We start from the raw sequence: 18,148 nt of genomic DNA, 5'->3' as shown, positions 1-18,148 counted from the left end.
AAGAAATTAGTATGGAAACTTCTGTAACTATGGAAATCAAAGACAACACATTTGCACGCCAATTCGAAACTGTCATCCCTGAAGGAATGTTAGCAGTTGAGTATCAATTTCAAGAAAAAAAAATCTTTTTAACCAAAATCAACAAACCTGATTCGTACGAAAACGAAGAAACGATCAATACCTTACTTAAGAATATTTTAGATTTAAGTTCTGAAAAAAATTACAGAGTAGTTCCTATCCATCCAAAGATTGTTTCATTTTTCAAGAAAAACCCTAAATATAAAGAGTTACTTCCTCCAGGAATTAGAATCTAAAAATATCCAATAATTCGGAGCCACAATCCTCCAATTACCATATAGATCAAGAGCATAACCAAACCGGTTATAAGCCCTTTGACCCACCAGCTCTTTAGATCAACGTAGCCGCTCCCGAAAAATACGGGTGCCGGACCATGACCATAATGCGTTAAAGTTCCGTAAAGAGATCCGACGAAACCAAGCATAAATGCCAGCAGTAACCCAGGAATTCCGAGCGAAACACCAACACCAAGTAAAGCCGCATACATTGCTGCAACGTGTGCGGTTGCACTTGCGAAAAGATAATGACTAAAGAAATACACTAATATAATAATCGGAAAAGCCATCTGCCAGCTTAACCCGCCAATTTCTGCTTTCACTAAATCGCTAAACCAAGCAATAAAACCTAATTCGTTAAGCGAACTGGCCATCATTACCAAAACAGAGAACCAAACTATAGTATCCCAAGCTCCTTTTTCGGCTTTTACATCATCCCAAGTCAATACTGAAGTCAAAAGCAAAATTACCAACCCTATAAAGGCAGTTGTAGTTGCATCGATAGAAAATAAATCTCCTGTCATCCAAAGGAAAAGCAGAATAAAAAATGTTAGCAACATCATCCATTCATTTCTTGTTATCGCCCCCATTTCTTTTAATTTCTGCGTTGCTATCTGCGGAGCATCACCAGTTTTTTTTAATTCTGGAGGATAAATTTTGTAAAGCACAAATGGAATTACAATAAAAGCACACAAACCCGGAACAATCGCAGCAGCTGCCCATGACATCCAGCTGATTTTTATCCCTAAATTAAGAGCAAACTTCTGACACATTGGATTACTTGCAGTTCCTGTTAAAAACATAGAAGAAGCAATTAAGTTCATATTATAACTATTTAGAGTCAAATATGCCCCTAATTTTCTATGTGTTTCAGGTTTGTCTGGCATTGAACCAAAACTCATTGACATTGATTTCATAATTGGATAAACAATTCCTCCTCCTCTAGCGGTATTACTCGGAACAGCTGGCGCTAGAACCAAATCTGCCAATCCTAAACCATAAGCCAATCCTAAAGAACTTTTCCCAAATATTTTTATGAATAAAAAAGCAATTCTATTTCCAAGACCTGTTTTTATAAATCCTCTTGCTATGAAAAATGAAATTCCAATAAGCCAAATTACTTTATCTCCAAATCCTTTTAATGCCAGCGTGATCGATTTTCCAGGATCTCCTGGAGCCAAAACCTGAGACATAGCTGTCAAAGCAATTGCAATCATACACATAGTTCCCATCGGAGCTGCTTTTAAGATGATTCCTAAAATAGTAGCTACGAAAATGGCAAATAAATGCCAAGCCTCTGTCACAACGCCTTCTGGAGCTGGAATAAACCAAATGGCAACTAAAACTGCCAGCGTAATTAGGGTCTGTGGAATTTTTACTTCTTTCATAAAAACAAAAATTAAGTGAGTTAAATTCTGAGCTGTAACTGAATTAAAAATAAATTATCGTTGTAGGTTGATGTATCCGAGATGCTTTTATCGAATCTGTCAATTTCAAATCCCATTTCGATACGGCCTGTATACGACTTTCCGAATTCTAAACTAACCATTGGCGTATAAGTGGTACGCACGTTTGAATTGATTTTATAACTAGGGTCGAAAGTTTCGTAACGACACGACAATTCAAGCGCAGTAAGTTTTTGATAATTTACCTCATATCTAAAGTTCGGCAAGAAATAAATGCCTCGCATTTGATAATCGGCAACTTTATCTGTTCGGCTTTCAACTGGCAAGGAATAATATAAATTATGGTTTGTTCCCTGTTTATATTCGATCTGCAGATCAAAACTAAGTTTATCGGTTAGTTTAAAATCGCTTGTAATATCTGCTCCTAGCGCAAATACATCTTCTTTAAAAACCTTTCCAAAACCACCGTTCAAACCGAGATTAATTTTATGTTCTTTTGACAAACCGAAAACCCATCTCGAAGAATATTGTTTTCCATTGTCTTTGTCCATTTCTACATTTTTACCATTTCCATTTAAAACCGAAATAGCATAATTCACTGGAATTTTCCCAATATCAAAAGCTCCAGTTGCCGACGCTCCAATTTGAAAACTTGTCCATCCGTTTTTCCCGAATTCATAATATTGGTTCGAAAAGTCAAAAGACTTAATAATATCCACTGGAACAAGCTCTTCAATACCAAAAGCTGGGCGAAACTGCCCTCCTGTTAGGGCAATATATTTATTGAAAGTATATTTTCCATAGGCATTTTCGAGAACTTTACCTTTTGTATCTGACTTAAAATCTGCCAAATTCACCAGAATTACAATTTCCGTAGTTTCGCTTAATTTGGTATTTAGCCCCACACGCATTCTTTTAATATCAAAAGAACTTTGCGTTACATCTCCAGTAGAGTGATGAGTTCCTAAAACATCTACGTTATCTCCAAAACTTTCCAAATATCTGGCTTGAAGTAGCCCTTTTAACTGAAATTGCGGATATTTTACTTCCTCATTCTCTATTTTATCTGTTTTATCGGCTCCTTGATTCAAATCGCCTTGGGCGTGTAAAAAAGTTGGCGTTATAAAAAAAAGAAAAAAAATTGGCATTAGTAGACTTTTACTCATAGGCTTAAAATAAATTGAAACATTAATGCTTGTATAGCGATTTAAAAATCAGCTCTTTATTCTTGAGTTCAAAAGTTAACTGCTTATAGTCAACAGGAAAATGGAAGTACTAAAATAACAAAAAAGATATTTTATGTAAAAAAAATTGCATTAAAATATTGTTACAATAACAAAAAAAGGGCATAAGATTAAAACTTATGCCCTTTTTCAAATTATAATGAAAAATATTATTTCTCGATTTCTCTCATAGAGTCCATTTTCTTATGCGCTAAGAAACCTGCCACATCTTCAAAATGTTCTTTTACTCGTTTATTTCCAAATTCAAAAACCTTAGTTGCCAATCCGTCAAGGAAATCACGATCGTGAGAAACTAGGATCAAAGTTCCGTCAAAATCACGCAAAGCATCTTTAATAATATCTTTGGTTTTCATATCAAGGTGATTCGAAGGTTCATCCAGAATTAATAAGTTTACTGGCTCCAACAATAATTTAATCATTGCCAAACGCGTTTTTTCTCCTCCAGAAAGCACTTTAACTTTTTTAGTGATATCATCACCTTGAAACATGAAAGCTCCTAAAATATTTTTAATCTGTGTTCTAATATCTCCAACAGCAATATTATCTATGGTTTCAAAAATAGTTGCATTTTCATCCAACAAAGAAGCTTGGTTTTGTGCAAAATATCCAATTTGCGCATTATGTCCGATTTCAACGCTTCCAGAATCAACGCCGATTTCCTTCATGATCGCTTTAATCATTGTCGATTTACCTTCACCATTTTTTCCAACAAAAGCCACTTTCTGTCCGCGTTCTATAACAATATTGGCATCTTTAAAAACAACATGATCTCCATACGATTTAGACATTTCCTTTACAATAACTGGATATTGTCCTGAACGTGGTGCTGGAGGGAATTTTAATCGCAATGCCGAAGTATCTACTTCGTCAACCTGAACAATTTCTAATTTTTCAAGCATTTTCACACGAGACTGAACGGCATCTGTTTTAGAAAATGTTCCTTTAAAACGCTCAATAAAGGCACGATTTTCAGCAATCATTTTTTGCTGTTCGTCGTAGGCTTTCTGCTGATGAATTCTACGATCTTTTCTTAATTCTAAGTAATGAGAATATTTTGCTTTGTAATCGTAAATTCTTCCCATTGTAACTTCGATAGTTCTGTTTGTGATATTATCTACGAATGCTCTATCGTGCGAAATTACCACAACGGCTTTTGCTTGAGTCAACAAGAAGTCTTCTAACCATTGAATGCTCTCAATATCCATGTGGTTGGTAGGCTCATCCAGCAAAATCAAATCTGGTTTTCTTAGAAGGATTTTAGCCAATTCGATACGCATTCTCCATCCTCCAGAAAATTCAGAAGTCTGACGTGTAAAATCTTCGCGTTCGAATCCAAGACCTGATAATACTTTTTCAACTTCAGCTTCATAATTTACTTCTTCGATAGCATAAAATTTCTCACTTAAGTCAGAAACTCTTTCGATCAATTTCATGTATTCGTCACTTTCATAATCGGTACGAACGGTCAATTGCTCATTGATATCGTCGATTTCAGCTTTCATTTTAAAAACCTCACTGAAAGCCTTTGACGCTTCTTCCATAACCGTAGCACCATCTTCAGTAAGCAAATGCTGAGGCAAATAAGCAATTACAGCTTCTTTTGGAGCAGAAATATTTCCTGTAGAAGGTTTATTTACACCTGCAATTATTTTTAAAAGTGTCGATTTTCCCGCACCATTTTTACCCATAAGGGCAATTTTATCATTTTCATTAATAGCAAAAGAAACATCGCTAAAAAGTGTAGTTCCGCCAAACTGAACCGAAATATCGTTAACTGTAATCATTTGTGTTTGTGAATTTTGTTTAATCGGTTAATCGTTTATTTGACTACCCATTTTTTTCGTGCTGCAAAGATAGATTTAATTAGATAATGTCCCAATTTGATAATTAGATAATTTTGAAAATGTGATAATTAGATAATTTGCCAATGAGACAATTTGATAATGCAAAAATTTAAAGAATTAAACAAAGCTTAAATTGCAAAGAATCAAACCAAATCGATTTGTTTCTATTTTTAAAATTTAAATCTTACCTTGTATAAGAATTTAAAAATCAGCAAAATATGAGAACGAAATTAAAACTGGCTGTTTACGTAATTGCAGGACTGATGATTGGTTTTTCTTCAAATGCACAAAAAACCGTAATTAAAAAAGAAGCTTTACCAGCAAATGCCCAAACATTCTTAAAAACACATTTTGGATCTAAAAAACCGAGCTATATCTTAGAAGACAAAGAAATTCTTTCTACAGAATACAAAGTTCAGTTTGACAATAAAATTGAAATTGAATTTGACAAGAAAGGAAATTGGAAAGAAGTGGACGCCAAAATTGGCAAAGTCCCAAAATCTATCATCCCGAAAAAAATTGCTTCTTATATAAAAGCTAATTTTCCTAAAGAAGATGTAACCAAAATAGAAATTGAGACTTCTGGTTATGAAACAAAACTTACCAACGGTTTAGAATTAAAATTCAATATGAAAGGAGATTTTATTAAAATTGACAAATAAGTAAAATTAGAAAATGTGTCAATTAGAAAATTAGAAAATTCTCTAAAACCCTAAAATAACAAAACCCGACAGGTTATTAAAACCTGTCGGGTTTGCAAAAAATTATCTAATTGACTAATTATATAATTATCTCATTAAAATCAGTCTTTTCTCCATTTTTTAGTTTCCTCGAAAATATGTTCCATAATTGCAGCTTCAGTTGCATCAAATTCTATATTTCGTCTACTCATCACTAATCTTGCTGTTTCAAAAGCTTTTTTAGTTACATAAGTCGTAAATCCGGCAGCACCGCCCCAAGAAAAACTCGGAACAAAGTTGCGAGGAAATCCGCTTCCGAAAATATTAGCGCTTACCCCAACCACAGTTCCTGTATTAAACATCGTGTTGATTCCGCATTTACTGTGATCTCCCATCATTAAACCGCAAAACTGAAGCCCTGTTTTAGCAAAACTTTCTGTTTCATAGCTCCATAATTTCACTTCTTCGTAATTGTTCTTTAGGTTCGAGTTATTAGAATCTGCTCCAATATTGCACCACTCCCCTAAAACTGAATCTCCTAAAAATCCTTCATGTCCTTTATTTGAATTAGCAAAAAGAACCGAGTTTTTAACCTCGCCTCCTATTCGGCTTCCAGGCCCAACAGTTGTTGCTCCATAAACCTTAGCCGACATTTTTACCATTGCATTTTCACATAAAGCGAATGGTCCTCGAATTACGGTTCCTTCCATAATTTCGGTATTCTTACCTATATATATAGGACCAGTCGATGCATTTAAAGTTACAAACTCTAGTTTTGCTCCTTCTTCAATAAAAATATTCTCTGGCGAAATTACATTTACACTTTTAGGAATTGGCTGAGAAGTGCGGTCTTCTGTCAGATATTTAAAATCCTGACGAATCGCCGCGTCATTTTTAGAAAAAATATCCCAAGTATGTTCAATGGTGATACAATCTTCATTGTACTGAATGATTTCGTAAGAATCAAAATCGACTTCTTCCTGATTTTCGCTCGCAAAAAATGCAATTACATCTTCACCTTTAAAGATTGCCTGATTTTCTGTCAAATTAGAAACCATCTCCGCAAGAGTATCATTTGGCAAATACGCTGCGTTGATCATTACATTTTCCTCCATTTCAACCATTGGAAATTTTTCAGACAAATATTCTTCGGTTATCGTAGTGATTGTCGAACCAAGATATTTTTCCCATTTCTGACGAATCGTCATAATTCCTATCAAAATATCAGCTACCGGCCGTGTAAAAGTAAAGGGTAATAAAGCATTCCGAACGGGACCGTCGAAAAGAATGTAGTTCATAAATAATTGAGTGTTTGTTAAAATTTGATTTGGTTACCTGGCTTCAAAGTTACGAATATTTTACCGGTTTACTAAAAAACCATTTTAACGAAAAGTAATATTTAACGCATAAAAAAAGCCTCCCAGAATTGGAAGGCTTTTGTATAAATTTAAAACAGCTATTATTTTTTAGCGTGTTTAGCATATTTAGTTTTGAATTTATCAATACGTCCTGCAGTATCGATAAGTTTAGATTTACCAGTATAGAAAGGGTGAGATGTTCTAGAAATCTCCATTTTTACAACTGGATACTCAACTCCGTCAACTTCAATTGTTTCTTTTGTATCTGCAGTAGATTTAGTGATAAAAACCTCATCATTCGACATGTCTTTAAATGCAACTAATCTGTAATTTTCTGGGTGAATTCCTTTTTTCATCTTTTCTTTTATTTATTGTTTGGAGCACCTTTATTTTGAAGCTTTTTCATGGTTAGAAAAAGGTGTAAACAAATAATACTCTTTTTTGTTTAAAAATTTAATTATTTTTGAGTGTGCAAATTTACAATTCTTTTTTAATAAACAAACAGTTAGCTTACTTTTTTTTAGTTTATTTCGAAAAGCTTTTTTTATATCCGATTATAGTGGGAATTACTATATTTGTGGATTAATTTTAAACATATCGAAATATGATTAATGAAGTTATAAAAAAGAATGGAGTTACGTATGGTGTAATGATCGGAATTGCATCTGCTTTGGTTACAGCTACAATCTATGCTATTGATTTAAATCTGTTTACAGCTTGGTGGATGGGAATACTAGGAATCGTAATAAGCCTTACAATTAGTATCATTTTACTTTCTAAAACTAAGAAAGATTTAAACGGTGTTTTTCCTTTTAAAGATGCTTTTACTACTTATTTTATAGCTGCAGTAATTGGTATTTTAATATCAACAACTTTCAACATCGTATTATTTAATGTAATTGATCCAGGCGCAAAAGACACTTTGAGCGAAATTATGATCAAATATACTATTGGTATGATGCAGAAATTTGGCACGCCAGCTTCAGCAATTAATGAAGCTGTTGCTAAAATGAAAGAAAGCAATCCGTATTCTACTTTTGAATTATTAAAAGGATCTGTTTTTGCTATGGTTATAAGCGCAATTTTCGGATTAATTTTCGCAGCATTTTTTAAAAGCAAATCTACACAAGAATAAAAATATAAATGAATTTATCTATACTTATACCGCTTCTAAACGAGGAGGAATCACTTAAAGAACTCTACACTTGGATCATTAAAGTGATGCAGTCTAACAATTACTCTTATGAAATCATTTTTGTAGATGATGGTAGTACAGATAATTCTTGGCAGATTATTGAAGGTTTCTCTAACGAAAATCCTAATGTAAAAGGAATTCGTTTTATGAAAAACTTCGGAAAATCTCAGGCTTTACATGCTGGTTTTGCAAAAGCAAAAGGCGATGTTATTATTACAATGGATGCTGACTTGCAAGATAGTCCAGATGAAATTCCTGAATTGTACGAAATGATTGTGAATCAGAAATACGATTTGGTTTCAGGTTGGAAAAAGAAACGTTACGATTCTGTTGTGGCAAAAAATCTTCCGTCAAAATTATTCAACTGGGCCGCTAGAAAAACTTCTGGCGTTGATCTGAATGATTTTAATTGCGGATTGAAAGCTTATAAAAATGTTGTGGTAAAAAACATTGAAGTTTCTGGCGAAATGCACCGCTACATTCCTGTTTTGGCTAAAAATGCCGGATTCGGAAAAATTGGCGAAAAAGTGGTAATTCACCAAGCTAGAAAGTATGGTGAAACTAAATTTGGAATGGAACGTTTTATAAACGGATTCCTAGATTTGATTACCATTTGGTTTTTATCTAGATTCGGAAAAAGACCCATGCACTTATTTGGCGCAATAGGCTCTTTAATGTTTATTATCGGATTTTTAGCCGCTGGATACATTGGAATTTCTAAACTGTACCATATGTATACTGGAATGAAATATAGCTTGGTTACAAACAATCCTTGGTTTTACATTGCTTTAACGACCATGATTTTGGGAACTCAGTTATTTTTAGCCGGATTCTTAGGCGAAATTATTTTAAGAACAAAAAATAACGAGGCAAGATATAAAGTAGCACGAGAGGTTAATTTTTAAAAAAGCTCTTTATAAGTTATATTTTTAAATCAATGTTTAATTAAGATATAAAAATATTTCATAAAGCACCTTAAACTCTCAATAACAAACTATTTTTAAACAAACATAAAAACGAAATCATATAATGAATATAGCACCAAATATATTAAATGCTGTAAACGAATGGCTGACGCCAACATTCGATCAAGAAACTCAGGCTGCAGTTAAGGAATTAATGACCACTTCACCAAAAGAACTTGAAGAGAGTTTTTACAAAAACCTAGAGTTTGGAACTGGAGGAATGCGCGGTGTAATGGGTATTGGAAATAACAGAATCAACAAATATACACTTGGAAAAAATACTCAGGGATTATCTGATTATCTGCATAAAGTTTTTCCAAACGAACCTTTAAAAGTAGTTATTGCTTACGATTGCCGTCATAACAGCAATACGTTGGCAAAAGTGGTAGCTGATGTTTTCTCGGCAAACGGAATTCAGGTTTATTTGTTTTCTGATTTGAGACCAACTCCAGAATTATCTTTTGCTCTTAAATATTTAAAATGCCAATGCGGAATTGTCTTAACAGCTTCTCACAATCCACCAGAATACAACGGATATAAAGTATATTGGCAAGATGGAGGGCAAATTGTTCCTCCTCAGGACAAAGAAATTGTAAATGTGATTGAAAGCTTAGGTTATGACAAAATCAAATTTAACGCAAACGAAAGTTTGATTCAGTACATTGATACCGAAATAGACAAAGCATTTATAAAATCATCTATCGAAAACGCAAGTTTTAATACTCCGGCTGAAGCCAAAGACAATCTTCATATTGTGTTTACTTCATTGCACGGAACTTCTATAAAATCAATTCCAGACGTTTTATCGCAAGCTGGATACAAGAATGTTCATATCGTTCCGGAACAAGCTATTCCAGATGGAGATTTCCCAACGGTAAAATCTCCAAACCCAGAAGAACCTGAAGCTTTAACTATGGCTTTGGCTCTAGCAGATAAAACAAATTCTGACATTGTAGTGGGAACAGATCCTGACTGCGACCGTTTAGGAGTTGCTGTTCGTAACAATGACGGCAAAATGATTTTATTAAACGGAAACCAAACGATGGTTTTGATGACTTCTTTCTTATTGAAACAATGGAAAAAAGCAGGTAAACTTAACGGAAAACAATTCGTTGGCTCAACAATCGTTTCAACTCCAATGATGATGGAATTGGCAACAAGTTATGGCGTTGAGTGTAAAGTTGGCTTGACTGGATTTAAATGGATCGCAAAAATGATCAAAGATTTTCCTGAACTTGAATTTATCGGAGGTGGTGAAGAAAGTTTCGGATTTATGGTTGGCGATGCTGTTAGAGATAAAGATGCAGTTGCCGCTACTTTATTGATATGCGAAGTTGCCGCTCAGGCAAAAGCTGCGGGAAGCTCTGTTTATAAAGAACTTTTACAGCTTTATGTTGAAAATGGTTTTTATAAAGAATTCTTAGTTTCTTTAACCAAAAAAGGAATGGAAGGCTTACAGGAAATCAATCAAATGATGATTGATTTACGTGAAAATCCTTTGAAAGAAATTAACGGACAAAGAGTTATTATGGTTGAAGATTATCAATCGTCTATCGCTTTAAATTTATTAGACGGCTCAGAATCAATAATGGATATTCCGAAATCGAATGTATTGATTTATTATACTGAGGATGGCTCTAAAATTTGCGCAAGACCAAGCGGAACTGAACCTAAAATTAAATTCTACATTAGTGTGAATGCTGAAATCGAATCGGTTTCTGATTTTGATGAAGCAGAAAGTTTCTTAGATCAAAAGATTCAAAACATTATTGCAGATATGCAGTTGAATTAAATAAATCCTTTTTTTGAAAATATTGCCATTTGCAAATAGTCTTAAAAACAAGGAGTCCAATATTTAAAACTCTGATTTGCATTTCTTAAAGATGCAAAATCAGAGTTTTTTTTATAAAAAAAACCTAAAAGAAATTGAAAACAATCCAATTGGATTAATTTTGTGCAGTAAAAATTCGACAACTCGAATTATTGCAACAAAAACACAATGCTAAAACTCAAGCAAGCATAACCAAGCAGAAAAAAAATAACATCCAAAAATAAATGAGTAATTTCAAAAAAATAGTTCCTTTTATATACCCATATAAGAAGTATGCGTTCTTAAATATCTTTTTCAATATTTTGTATGCGCTTTTCAGCACACTTTCTTTTGTGGCTTTAATTCCGATGCTTCAGGTTTTATTTGACCAGACAAAAGCTAGATACGAAAAACCGGTTTATGAAGGTATTTTAAAATTGCAGCAATATGGTGAAGACTATTTAAGCTACTACATCACTACAACAAAAGGCAATCATGACCCAGGTTATATTTTAGCCATAATGGTGACAATTATAATTTCGATCTTCTTATTAAAAAACTTAGCCGATTATTTAGCTATGTTTTTTATCACTTTTTTACGAAATGGAGTTTTACAAGACATGCGAAATGCTATGTACAAAAAAACACTGGAACTTCCTTTGGCATTTTACTCTGAAAAAAGAAAAGGAGATGTCATTTCAAGAATTTCAGCTGACGTAAACGAGGTACAAAACTCTTTTCTAGCCATATTAGAGCTTATAGTAAAAGAACCTTTAACTATCATTTTCACCATCACTACAATGCTGATCATCAGCACCAAGTTAACCTTATTTGTATTCATTTTTATTCCGATTTCTGGTTACATAATTTCTTTAATCGGAAAACAATTGAAAAAGCAATCCACAAAAGCGCAAGAAGAGCAAGGTACTTTCTTATCTACAATTGAAGAAACTATTGGCGGATTAAAAGTTGTAAAAGGATATAATGCTGAAAACTATTTCAATACCGTTTTTCAAAATTCAACTCAGCGCTTTTTTAATTTATCAAATAAAATAGGAAACCGTCAGAACTTAGCTTCTCCTGCTAGTGAATTTATGGGAATTACTGTTATTGCTATTTTATTATGGTATGGAGGACAAATGGTCTTGATTGACAAAACTCTAAGCGGTCCTTCGTTTATCGCTTACATGGGACTTGCTTATAACATTCTTACTCCTGCAAAAGCAATTTCTAAAGCGTCATACGGAGTAAAAAGAGGAAATGCAGCTGCAGAACGTGTTCTTGAAGTTTTAGACCAAGAAAATACTATTGTTTCTAAAGAAAATGCAATCGAAAAAACAACGTTTGACAACAACATCAGCGTTCAGAATATCAACTTTAAATATGAAAATGAAAATGTTTTAAAAGACTTTTCTCTTGAAATTAAAAAAGGCCAAACTGTTGCGCTTGTTGGACAATCTGGAAGCGGGAAAAGTACTATTGCAAATTTATTGACTCGTTTTTATGATGTAAACGAAGGTTCTATAGCTATAGACGGAATCAACATTAAAGACATGAATCTTCACTCACTGAGAAGTTTGATGGGATTGGTAACGCAAGATAGCATTTTGTTTAATGATACGATAAAAGCCAATATTTCTTTAGGAAAATTAGACGCTACTGATGATGAAATTATCGAAGCTCTAAAAATCGCAAATGCTTATGAGTTCGTTAAAGATCTTCCAAAAGGCATTTACACCAATATTGGAGACAGCGGAAACAAACTTTCAGGAGGTCAAAAACAACGTTTGTCTATTGCTCGTGCTGTATTAAAAAATCCACCTATTATGATTTTGGACGAAGCAACATCTGCATTGGATACAGAAAGCGAAAAATTTGTTCAGGTTGCACTGGAAAACATGATGCAAAACAGAACATCGATCGTAATTGCACACCGTCTTTCTACAATTCAAAAAGCAGATGTGATAGTGGTAATGCAAAAAGGAAAAATCGTTGAACAAGGAACTCACGATGAATTAATTGCAAAAAATGGAACTTACAATAAGCTGGTAACAATGCAGTCTTTCGAATCGTAAGTTTTTCACATAAAAATAATCTAACACAGATTAAGGAAATATTAAAACTCAGTTTAATTTCTTTAATCTGTGTTTATTTTTATAACTTTAGGATAGTTAAAGATTGAAATTTAATTCTTTCAGAAAATGTATCTTAACAACCCCAACATAAAACTTCCTGACGATCCCGATACTATTGTTTGGAAATATCTAGACCTATCCAAATTTCTTGATTTATTGCTTTCAAAGAAACTTTTCATGTCACGTTCAGACAAGTTTGAAGATCAATATGAAGGAACTTTCAGCGAACCTACTTACGAAGAGATTAAAAAACTTGCAGTAGATAATCCTGAATTTTTAAATTACTATAAAACGCATCGCGAAAAAGTAGCGATTAGCAGTTGGCATATTAACGAATACGAATCATTTGCCATGTGGCAGATTTTCACCAAAAACAATGAAGGCTTAGCCATTCAGTCCACCATAAGAAGACTGCAGAAAGCTGTAAAACCAGAAAACAATTATGATCAGTTTATTGGTGAAGTAAATTACATTGATTATAAAAAAGAATACATTCCGTTTGATGATTTGTTCTTTCCATTCTTATTTAAAAGAAAAAGTTTCCAATACGAAAGAGAAGTACGAATTCTAAGTGACACTTCAAAAAGCGGCATCAAATTAAATGACGGATTAAAAATCAATGTTGACATCAATCAATTGATCGAAAAGATATACATTCATCCAAAATCTGAAAATTGGTACAAAAAATTAGTAATAGAACTGGTAGAACGCTTAGGTTTTGGTTTCGAAATTGAAAAATCAGACTTGGAAAGTGATATATTAATTTGAAGTTGCTAAGATACTGAGACGCTATGATTCTAAGTTTTTTTTCTTGCCACAGATTAAAAGAATTTGAAAAGATTAAATATATTAGTCTAATTTATTTTTCTTTGAGTTTTTCTAAATACCTATTTCTAAGATACAAATTTTGATCTTCAATGATGATTTGTCTTCCTTTTTTATAATAATAAACAGAATCAGATTTAGACTTTTTCACCACAGAATCACCAATCTCTATTTTATCATATAGTTCACTACTCACTTGCCATCTAATTCCTGAATTCAAAAATAAATAATGAGGAAAACGATATCCCTCTCCACCTTCTATTTCCTTTTCATAAACTACTCCTGAAAAACTATATTCATTAGCTTCTTTATATTCCTTTTCTATATATCCCTTTGAATTACCCACGAAATATGCTCCAATAACAGTAAGAATGAATATGGGCATAAAAACATAAGTCAAAACAGTACTAAATTCCTTCTCCTGTTCTTTTAATTCATCTTCAGAATACATTTTAAAATTTTAAAAAGTTATATCGGCTTATAACTCTTCACCTCCCATTTTTTAGAAGCCAAATCTATATAATTATAGTGAAGAACATCATTTTTATCAAACTGGCCGTTTTGGTTGGTATCTTCGATAGTTCTAAAATACAAACGGTTTTTAGATTCAATTAAGCTCCAATCTACCAGTTCTTGAAGGTCAGCAGAAACTTTCGTAAAATTTTCTCCGCTGATGTCACTTAAATATAAAGTTTTAATATCACTAGTATCTATTTTACCATCTTTATTGGTATCTGAATCTGTCAGGGTGTAAACCATCACATTATTATGAGTTCTATCTGCAACCGTTTTCAAATACGTAGCTGTTAAAATCAAAACCGGTTTATCTGATAATGGTCGGATAGAATCTGAATCTACTTTTTGGAATTTTAAATTCTGAAGGTATCCTGTAATTTCATATTCGCCTAAATTAGAAATTGTAAAACTCACATCATTTACACTCGAAGAACCATATCTAGCTTTAGATCCTCTTTCAAAAACCCTTAAATCTCCAACTGGATGAATTAAATAACTTGTTCCTTCCATTTGAATTGGCAAATCGGCGATTTCAATTTGAGTTGTATCGGCTTTAGTAACACTTACTTTGTTTGAAGCGCCATAACTTACTTTTGGTTTTTGAACTTCCTCTCGACAGCTGATTACTGTTCCGACAAGTATTAGCGCGATATATTTAAAATACTTTTTCATCTACAATGATTATATACGATTATCAAATATACTATTTTTGATTGTAATTTTTGTTTTTATTGAATTTTACTAGCGCAAAGATGTTTAGTAGAACAATTCCTAGATAACCTAGAAAAATAAGCCAGCTCTTTTTATACAAAGAAAGATGATAAGCCCGTTCTCTTTCCTTATCTTCTTTTAACCAGAAATCTTTATTGGCTTCATAATAACCACAAGTTATTACACGATAATTATTTTTATTTGGTTTTGGTTTTGGGCTTGTTAATACATAAATATCATTCCCAAACAAAGCCCAAGTTGGCACTTTTTCTTCTGCTACCAAATTAATTACATTAACAAAAGTATCATAATCTGTTTTTGACCCAAAATGAATTTTAGCGCCATTTATAGTGTCATACTTTTTGACTATATCTCGAACAAAAAATCTTAATTCTTTTATTTTGTCAAGTTCTTTTAATTTTACATCATTAAAATTAAACCTTTTATACTTTCTTAAATCTGCGATTTTATATTTTTCAAATTCTTCTTTATCAGGAACCATTAAATTTAAGGATCCATAAACCATAAAAGCATCAACTTTAAAAAAATGATAAAAACAAAACAGCGGTATTAAGACTAAAGAAATCATTCCTGGAACGTAAAAAATCTTTTTTCTCTTTTCACGTTTTTCTATCATAACCTCGCATTTATCTTAACGTTAAAAACCCTCGAAGTCATATAATTTGGAATCGCATATTGATTTTTTGAATACACGTCACGAACCCAAGTATTGGTAATAGCATTTTGATTATTGAAAAGATTGAAAATTTCCAGTCCAACAGCCAATTCTTTAAAGTTTTTCAGCCAGCCTTTTTTTGCATTCTGCGTACTAGCGTCTACAAAAACCTTTGCAAAACCAATATCAGCTCTTCTGTAATCATTCAATCGGTTTTGATATAAATACGGATCAGAATATGCTGGCGCACCTCCAGGCAAACCTGTATTATAAACCAAATTCAAATACACTTTCACGCTTGGAATATTCGGCATATAATCCTGAAACAGCATCGCAAATTTCAAACGCTGATCTGTCGGACGGGCAATATACCCTTTGTTTTCATAATTCTCCTCCGTTTTCATATATCCGAAACTTACCCAAGATTCTGTTCCTGGAACAAATTCTCCATTTAATCTAAAATCAAGACCTTGTGCATACGCTTTTGCATTGTTATTGGCAACATAACGAATTCGGACATTGTCAATTGAATACACATTTACATCAGAAAGCGATTTATAATACAGTTCGGTCACCCATTTAAAAGGACGATTCCACATTCTAAAATTATAATCATTTCCTAAAACTATATGAATTGCTTCTTGAGCTTTCACATTCGGATTCACAACACCATTTAAATCTCGTAATTCTCTGTAAAACGGCGGCTGATGATACAATCCGCCCGAAATTCTAAAAACCATATCGCGATCCCAATCTGGCTTTATGGCAAATTGCGCACGCGGACTTACCACAAACTGTGTTTTTCCTTCTTCTAAAGCTCCCGCAACATTCCAACCTTGAAAACGCGCTCCCAAATGATACCAAATCTGACTTGAGCCTAATTCCGACTGCTTATTCCATTGTGCATAACCGGAAAATCTATTTATAGTATTAAAATTGGTTGCTCGAATATTTTGATATGGCAAAAGCGGTCCTGTGTAAGGCGTATACGGCTGATTATTTTTTAGAAGAATAACCAAAGGCGGATTTATAGAAAATCCAGCCGAATCAATAACTTCCCACTCCACTACTCGATCACGAATAGATTCTCTAGTATATTTTAAACCAAATTCCAACTGGCTTTCTTTCCAATCTTTAGTTCCTTTCAGTTCAATATTTGCAATTAAAGCATCGAGATCATTTCGAGCGTGGTTTAATTGAGAACCAATTCCGCGTGTAAAATCAACTGCAGATGTGTTTTCTGGATCTTCAGCATTTACATTGCCTAAACGATATTGCGCCAAAATATCAAAATGTTCTTTTTCTGTGGTATGAAATAAAGATCCAATTAATTTTAGCGTAAGCGTAGGCGATGCTTTATAAGTCGTTTTTAAAGCTCCAAAATAGGTATCGTATTGATCTTTTTCTTGTCCGTCATAATAAACCGCAAGCGCCATTGGCTGATCTCCCGTTCCAAAATTAGTTTGGCGCACCAAAGGTTCATACGAATATTTGTTCTGAGAAATATTTCCTAAAAAGCTCATTTGCCATTTTTCAGAAATATCATAATTCACATTGGTTTGAATATCTGCAAAAGTCGGTTTATAATTCGTCTCTGTATCTTGACTATTCACCAAAAGACTATTATTTCTATAACGAACTCCTGTTACAGCAGACCATTTTTTATTCTTCGAAACCAGATCGACCGCAGCGCTTCCGCCTAAAAAACTGGCTTCAAAAGCAGCGCCAAACTGAGTCGGTTTGCGATACGTAATATCTAAAACAGATGACAATTTATCTCCAAACTTCGCTTGAAATCCTCCTGCTGAAAACTCGACATTTTGAACTAGATCTGTATTCGTAAAACTCAATCCTTCCTGCTGTCCTGAACGAATTAAAAACGGACGATATACTTCTACTTCGTTTACATACACTAGATTTTCGTCATAATTCCCGCCACGAACCATGTACTGTGTGCTTAATTCGTTATTTGAATTAACGCCAGGAAGTGTTTTTAGAATATTTTCGATTCCTGCATTGGCACCCGGAATCTTTTTTATGGTTTCAGTATCAACAGAAGTTATTCCTTGAACTCGTTTTCTATTTCCAGAAGAAACAAAAACTTCTCCCATCTGTTCTTCAGAATTACTCATAATCGGATTAAACACAAATACTTCATTTGTTTTTAAATTCACCGTCAAACTCATCATTTTTAAAGAAACGTGAGTAAAAATCAAAGAGACTTTTTTGTTTGATGGAATTACAATTTCATAAAAACCATTTAAATCAGACTGCACTGTAATATCTTGTGAGGAAACATTTACCTCCGTAATAGGATGTTTTTCATTATCTAAAATAAGCCCTTTGATACGAGCGTTTTGAGCTAATGCAATGCAGCTGAAAAAGAAAAAAAGAAAAACGAATGTAAACCTGTTATGACTCAAAGATTTT

General features: G+C 33.2%; 16 protein-coding genes. 7 read left to right on the top strand and 9 right to left on the bottom strand.

Annotation, left to right across the window (positions count from 1 at the left end; genetic code table 11):
• Window positions 1-11: 11 nt before the first annotated feature.
• Window positions 12-314 (top strand): GNAT family N-acetyltransferase, encoded by a 303-nt coding sequence (locus BB050_RS11840; RefSeq protein WP_008464832.1) that lies wholly within the window; start codon window positions 12-14, stop codon window positions 312-314.
• Here BB050_RS11840 and BB050_RS11835 read toward each other — a convergent pair.
• From BB050_RS11835 to BB050_RS11825, 3 genes are all read right to left on the bottom strand, one after another.
• Window positions 311-1,741 (bottom strand): anion permease, encoded by a 1,431-nt coding sequence (locus BB050_RS11835; RefSeq protein WP_008464830.1) that lies wholly within the window; start codon window positions 1,739-1,741, stop codon window positions 311-313. The genes BB050_RS11840 and BB050_RS11835 overlap by 4 nt on opposite strands.
• Window positions 1,742-1,761: 20 nt before the next feature.
• The gene (locus BB050_RS11830) at window positions 1,762-2,907 is read right to left on the bottom strand and encodes a porin (RefSeq protein ID WP_066033703.1); all 1,146 of its coding nucleotides are present in this window, start codon (window positions 2,905-2,907) and stop codon (window positions 1,762-1,764) included.
• 245 nt (window positions 2,908-3,152) lie between these two features.
• Window positions 3,153-4,787: an ABC-F family ATP-binding cassette domain-containing protein gene (locus BB050_RS11825; protein WP_066033702.1), complete on the bottom strand. Its 1,635-nt coding sequence runs from the start codon at window positions 4,785-4,787 to the stop codon at window positions 3,153-3,155.
• Window positions 4,788-5,065: 278 nt separating this feature from the next.
• Between BB050_RS11825 and BB050_RS11820 the strand changes: the two genes are divergently transcribed.
• Window positions 5,066-5,509 (top strand): PepSY-like domain-containing protein, encoded by a 444-nt coding sequence (locus BB050_RS11820; RefSeq protein ID WP_066033701.1) that lies wholly within the window; start codon window positions 5,066-5,068, stop codon window positions 5,507-5,509.
• A 140-nt stretch (window positions 5,510-5,649) separates the two neighbouring features.
• Here the strand turns inward: BB050_RS11820 and BB050_RS11815 are convergent, their stop codons facing one another.
• Window positions 5,650-6,825, bottom strand: a complete 1,176-nt coding sequence (locus BB050_RS11815) for a GlmU family protein (protein ID WP_066033700.1) — start codon at window positions 6,823-6,825, stop codon at window positions 5,650-5,652.
• 161 nt (window positions 6,826-6,986) lie between these two features.
• Window positions 6,987-7,241 (bottom strand): type B 50S ribosomal protein L31, encoded by a 255-nt coding sequence (locus BB050_RS11810; RefSeq protein ID WP_008464817.1) that lies wholly within the window; start codon window positions 7,239-7,241, stop codon window positions 6,987-6,989.
• A 248-nt stretch (window positions 7,242-7,489) separates the two neighbouring features.
• Here BB050_RS11810 and BB050_RS11805 point away from each other — a divergent pair, with 248 nt between their 5' ends.
• From BB050_RS11805 to BB050_RS11785, 5 genes are all read left to right on the top strand, one after another.
• Window positions 7,490-8,020 (top strand): DUF4199 domain-containing protein, encoded by a 531-nt coding sequence (locus BB050_RS11805; RefSeq protein ID WP_008464815.1) that lies wholly within the window; start codon window positions 7,490-7,492, stop codon window positions 8,018-8,020.
• Window positions 8,021-8,028: 8 nt separating this feature from the next.
• On the top strand, window positions 8,029-8,985 hold the full coding sequence (locus BB050_RS11800) for a glycosyltransferase family 2 protein (RefSeq protein ID WP_066033699.1): 957 nt from the start codon (window positions 8,029-8,031) through the stop codon (window positions 8,983-8,985).
• A 124-nt stretch (window positions 8,986-9,109) separates the two neighbouring features.
• On the top strand, window positions 9,110-10,837 hold the full coding sequence (locus BB050_RS11795) for a phospho-sugar mutase (RefSeq protein WP_066033698.1): 1,728 nt from the start codon (window positions 9,110-9,112) through the stop codon (window positions 10,835-10,837).
• 263 nt (window positions 10,838-11,100) lie between these two features.
• Window positions 11,101-12,930 carry an ABC transporter ATP-binding protein gene (locus BB050_RS11790; RefSeq protein WP_066033697.1) on the top strand — a complete coding sequence of 610 codons (1,830 nt, stop codon included), beginning with the start codon at window positions 11,101-11,103 and terminating at the stop codon, window positions 12,928-12,930.
• A 126-nt stretch (window positions 12,931-13,056) separates the two neighbouring features.
• On the top strand, window positions 13,057-13,758 hold the full coding sequence (locus BB050_RS11785; RefSeq protein ID WP_066033696.1) for a hypothetical protein: 702 nt from the start codon (window positions 13,057-13,059) through the stop codon (window positions 13,756-13,758).
• 91 nt (window positions 13,759-13,849) lie between these two features.
• Here the strand turns inward: BB050_RS11785 and BB050_RS11780 are convergent, their stop codons facing one another.
• Genes BB050_RS11780 through BB050_RS11765 form a run of 4 tightly spaced genes read right to left on the bottom strand, consistent with a single transcriptional unit; the run spans window position 13,850 to window position 18,141 of the window.
• Entirely contained in the window at window positions 13,850-14,266 is a 417-nt protein-coding gene (locus BB050_RS11780; protein WP_066033695.1) for a hypothetical protein, read from the bottom strand.
• Window positions 14,267-14,283: 17 nt separating this feature from the next.
• Entirely contained in the window at window positions 14,284-15,003 is a 720-nt protein-coding gene (locus tag BB050_RS11775; protein ID WP_066033694.1) for a CREC-EF hand family protein, read from the bottom strand.
• A 31-nt stretch (window positions 15,004-15,034) separates the two neighbouring features.
• A complete protein-coding gene (locus BB050_RS11770; protein WP_066033693.1) occupies window positions 15,035-15,679 on the bottom strand; it encodes a hypothetical protein in 645 nt (214 codons plus the stop codon).
• Complete coding sequence (locus BB050_RS11765) at window positions 15,676-18,141, bottom strand: TonB-dependent receptor plug domain-containing protein (RefSeq protein ID WP_066033692.1); 2,466 nt, start codon at window positions 18,139-18,141, stop codon at window positions 15,676-15,678. The genes BB050_RS11770 and BB050_RS11765 overlap by 4 nt, the downstream gene beginning before the upstream one ends.
• Window positions 18,142-18,148 lie beyond the last annotated feature (7 nt).

Origin of the sequence: Flavobacterium anhuiense (assembly GCF_001705175.1) — a bacterium.
GTDB lineage: Bacteria > Bacteroidota > Bacteroidia > Flavobacteriales > Flavobacteriaceae > Flavobacterium > Flavobacterium anhuiense.
Note: the sequence above shows the minus strand (reverse complement) of the source record. Positions and strands in the feature narration are given on the sequence as shown.

Coding starts and splice junctions, on each gene's coding strand:
- BB050_RS11840 (WP_008464832.1), top strand. CDS start 12: ATGGAAACTTCTGTAACTATGGAAATCAAAGACAACACATTTGCACGC.
- BB050_RS11835 (WP_008464830.1), bottom strand. CDS start 1,741: ATGAAAGAAGTAAAAATTCCACAGACCCTAATTACGCTGGCAGTTTTA.
- BB050_RS11830 (WP_066033703.1), bottom strand. CDS start 2,907: ATGCCAATTTTTTTTCTTTTTTTTATAACGCCAACTTTTTTACACGCC.
- BB050_RS11825 (WP_066033702.1), bottom strand. CDS start 4,787: ATGATTACAGTTAACGATATTTCGGTTCAGTTTGGCGGAACTACACTT.
- BB050_RS11820 (WP_066033701.1), top strand. CDS start 5,066: ATGAGAACGAAATTAAAACTGGCTGTTTACGTAATTGCAGGACTGATG.
- BB050_RS11815 (WP_066033700.1), bottom strand. CDS start 6,825: ATGAACTACATTCTTTTCGACGGTCCCGTTCGGAATGCTTTATTACCC.
- BB050_RS11810 (WP_008464817.1), bottom strand. CDS start 7,241: ATGAAAAAAGGAATTCACCCAGAAAATTACAGATTAGTTGCATTTAAA.
- BB050_RS11805 (WP_008464815.1), top strand. CDS start 7,490: ATGATTAATGAAGTTATAAAAAAGAATGGAGTTACGTATGGTGTAATG.
- BB050_RS11800 (WP_066033699.1), top strand. CDS start 8,029: ATGAATTTATCTATACTTATACCGCTTCTAAACGAGGAGGAATCACTT.
- BB050_RS11795 (WP_066033698.1), top strand. CDS start 9,110: ATGAATATAGCACCAAATATATTAAATGCTGTAAACGAATGGCTGACG.
- BB050_RS11790 (WP_066033697.1), top strand. CDS start 11,101: ATGAGTAATTTCAAAAAAATAGTTCCTTTTATATACCCATATAAGAAG.
- BB050_RS11785 (WP_066033696.1), top strand. CDS start 13,057: ATGTATCTTAACAACCCCAACATAAAACTTCCTGACGATCCCGATACT.
- BB050_RS11780 (WP_066033695.1), bottom strand. CDS start 14,266: ATGTATTCTGAAGATGAATTAAAAGAACAGGAGAAGGAATTTAGTACT.
- BB050_RS11775 (WP_066033694.1), bottom strand. CDS start 15,003: ATGAAAAAGTATTTTAAATATATCGCGCTAATACTTGTCGGAACAGTA.
- BB050_RS11770 (WP_066033693.1), bottom strand. CDS start 15,679: ATGATAGAAAAACGTGAAAAGAGAAAAAAGATTTTTTACGTTCCAGGA.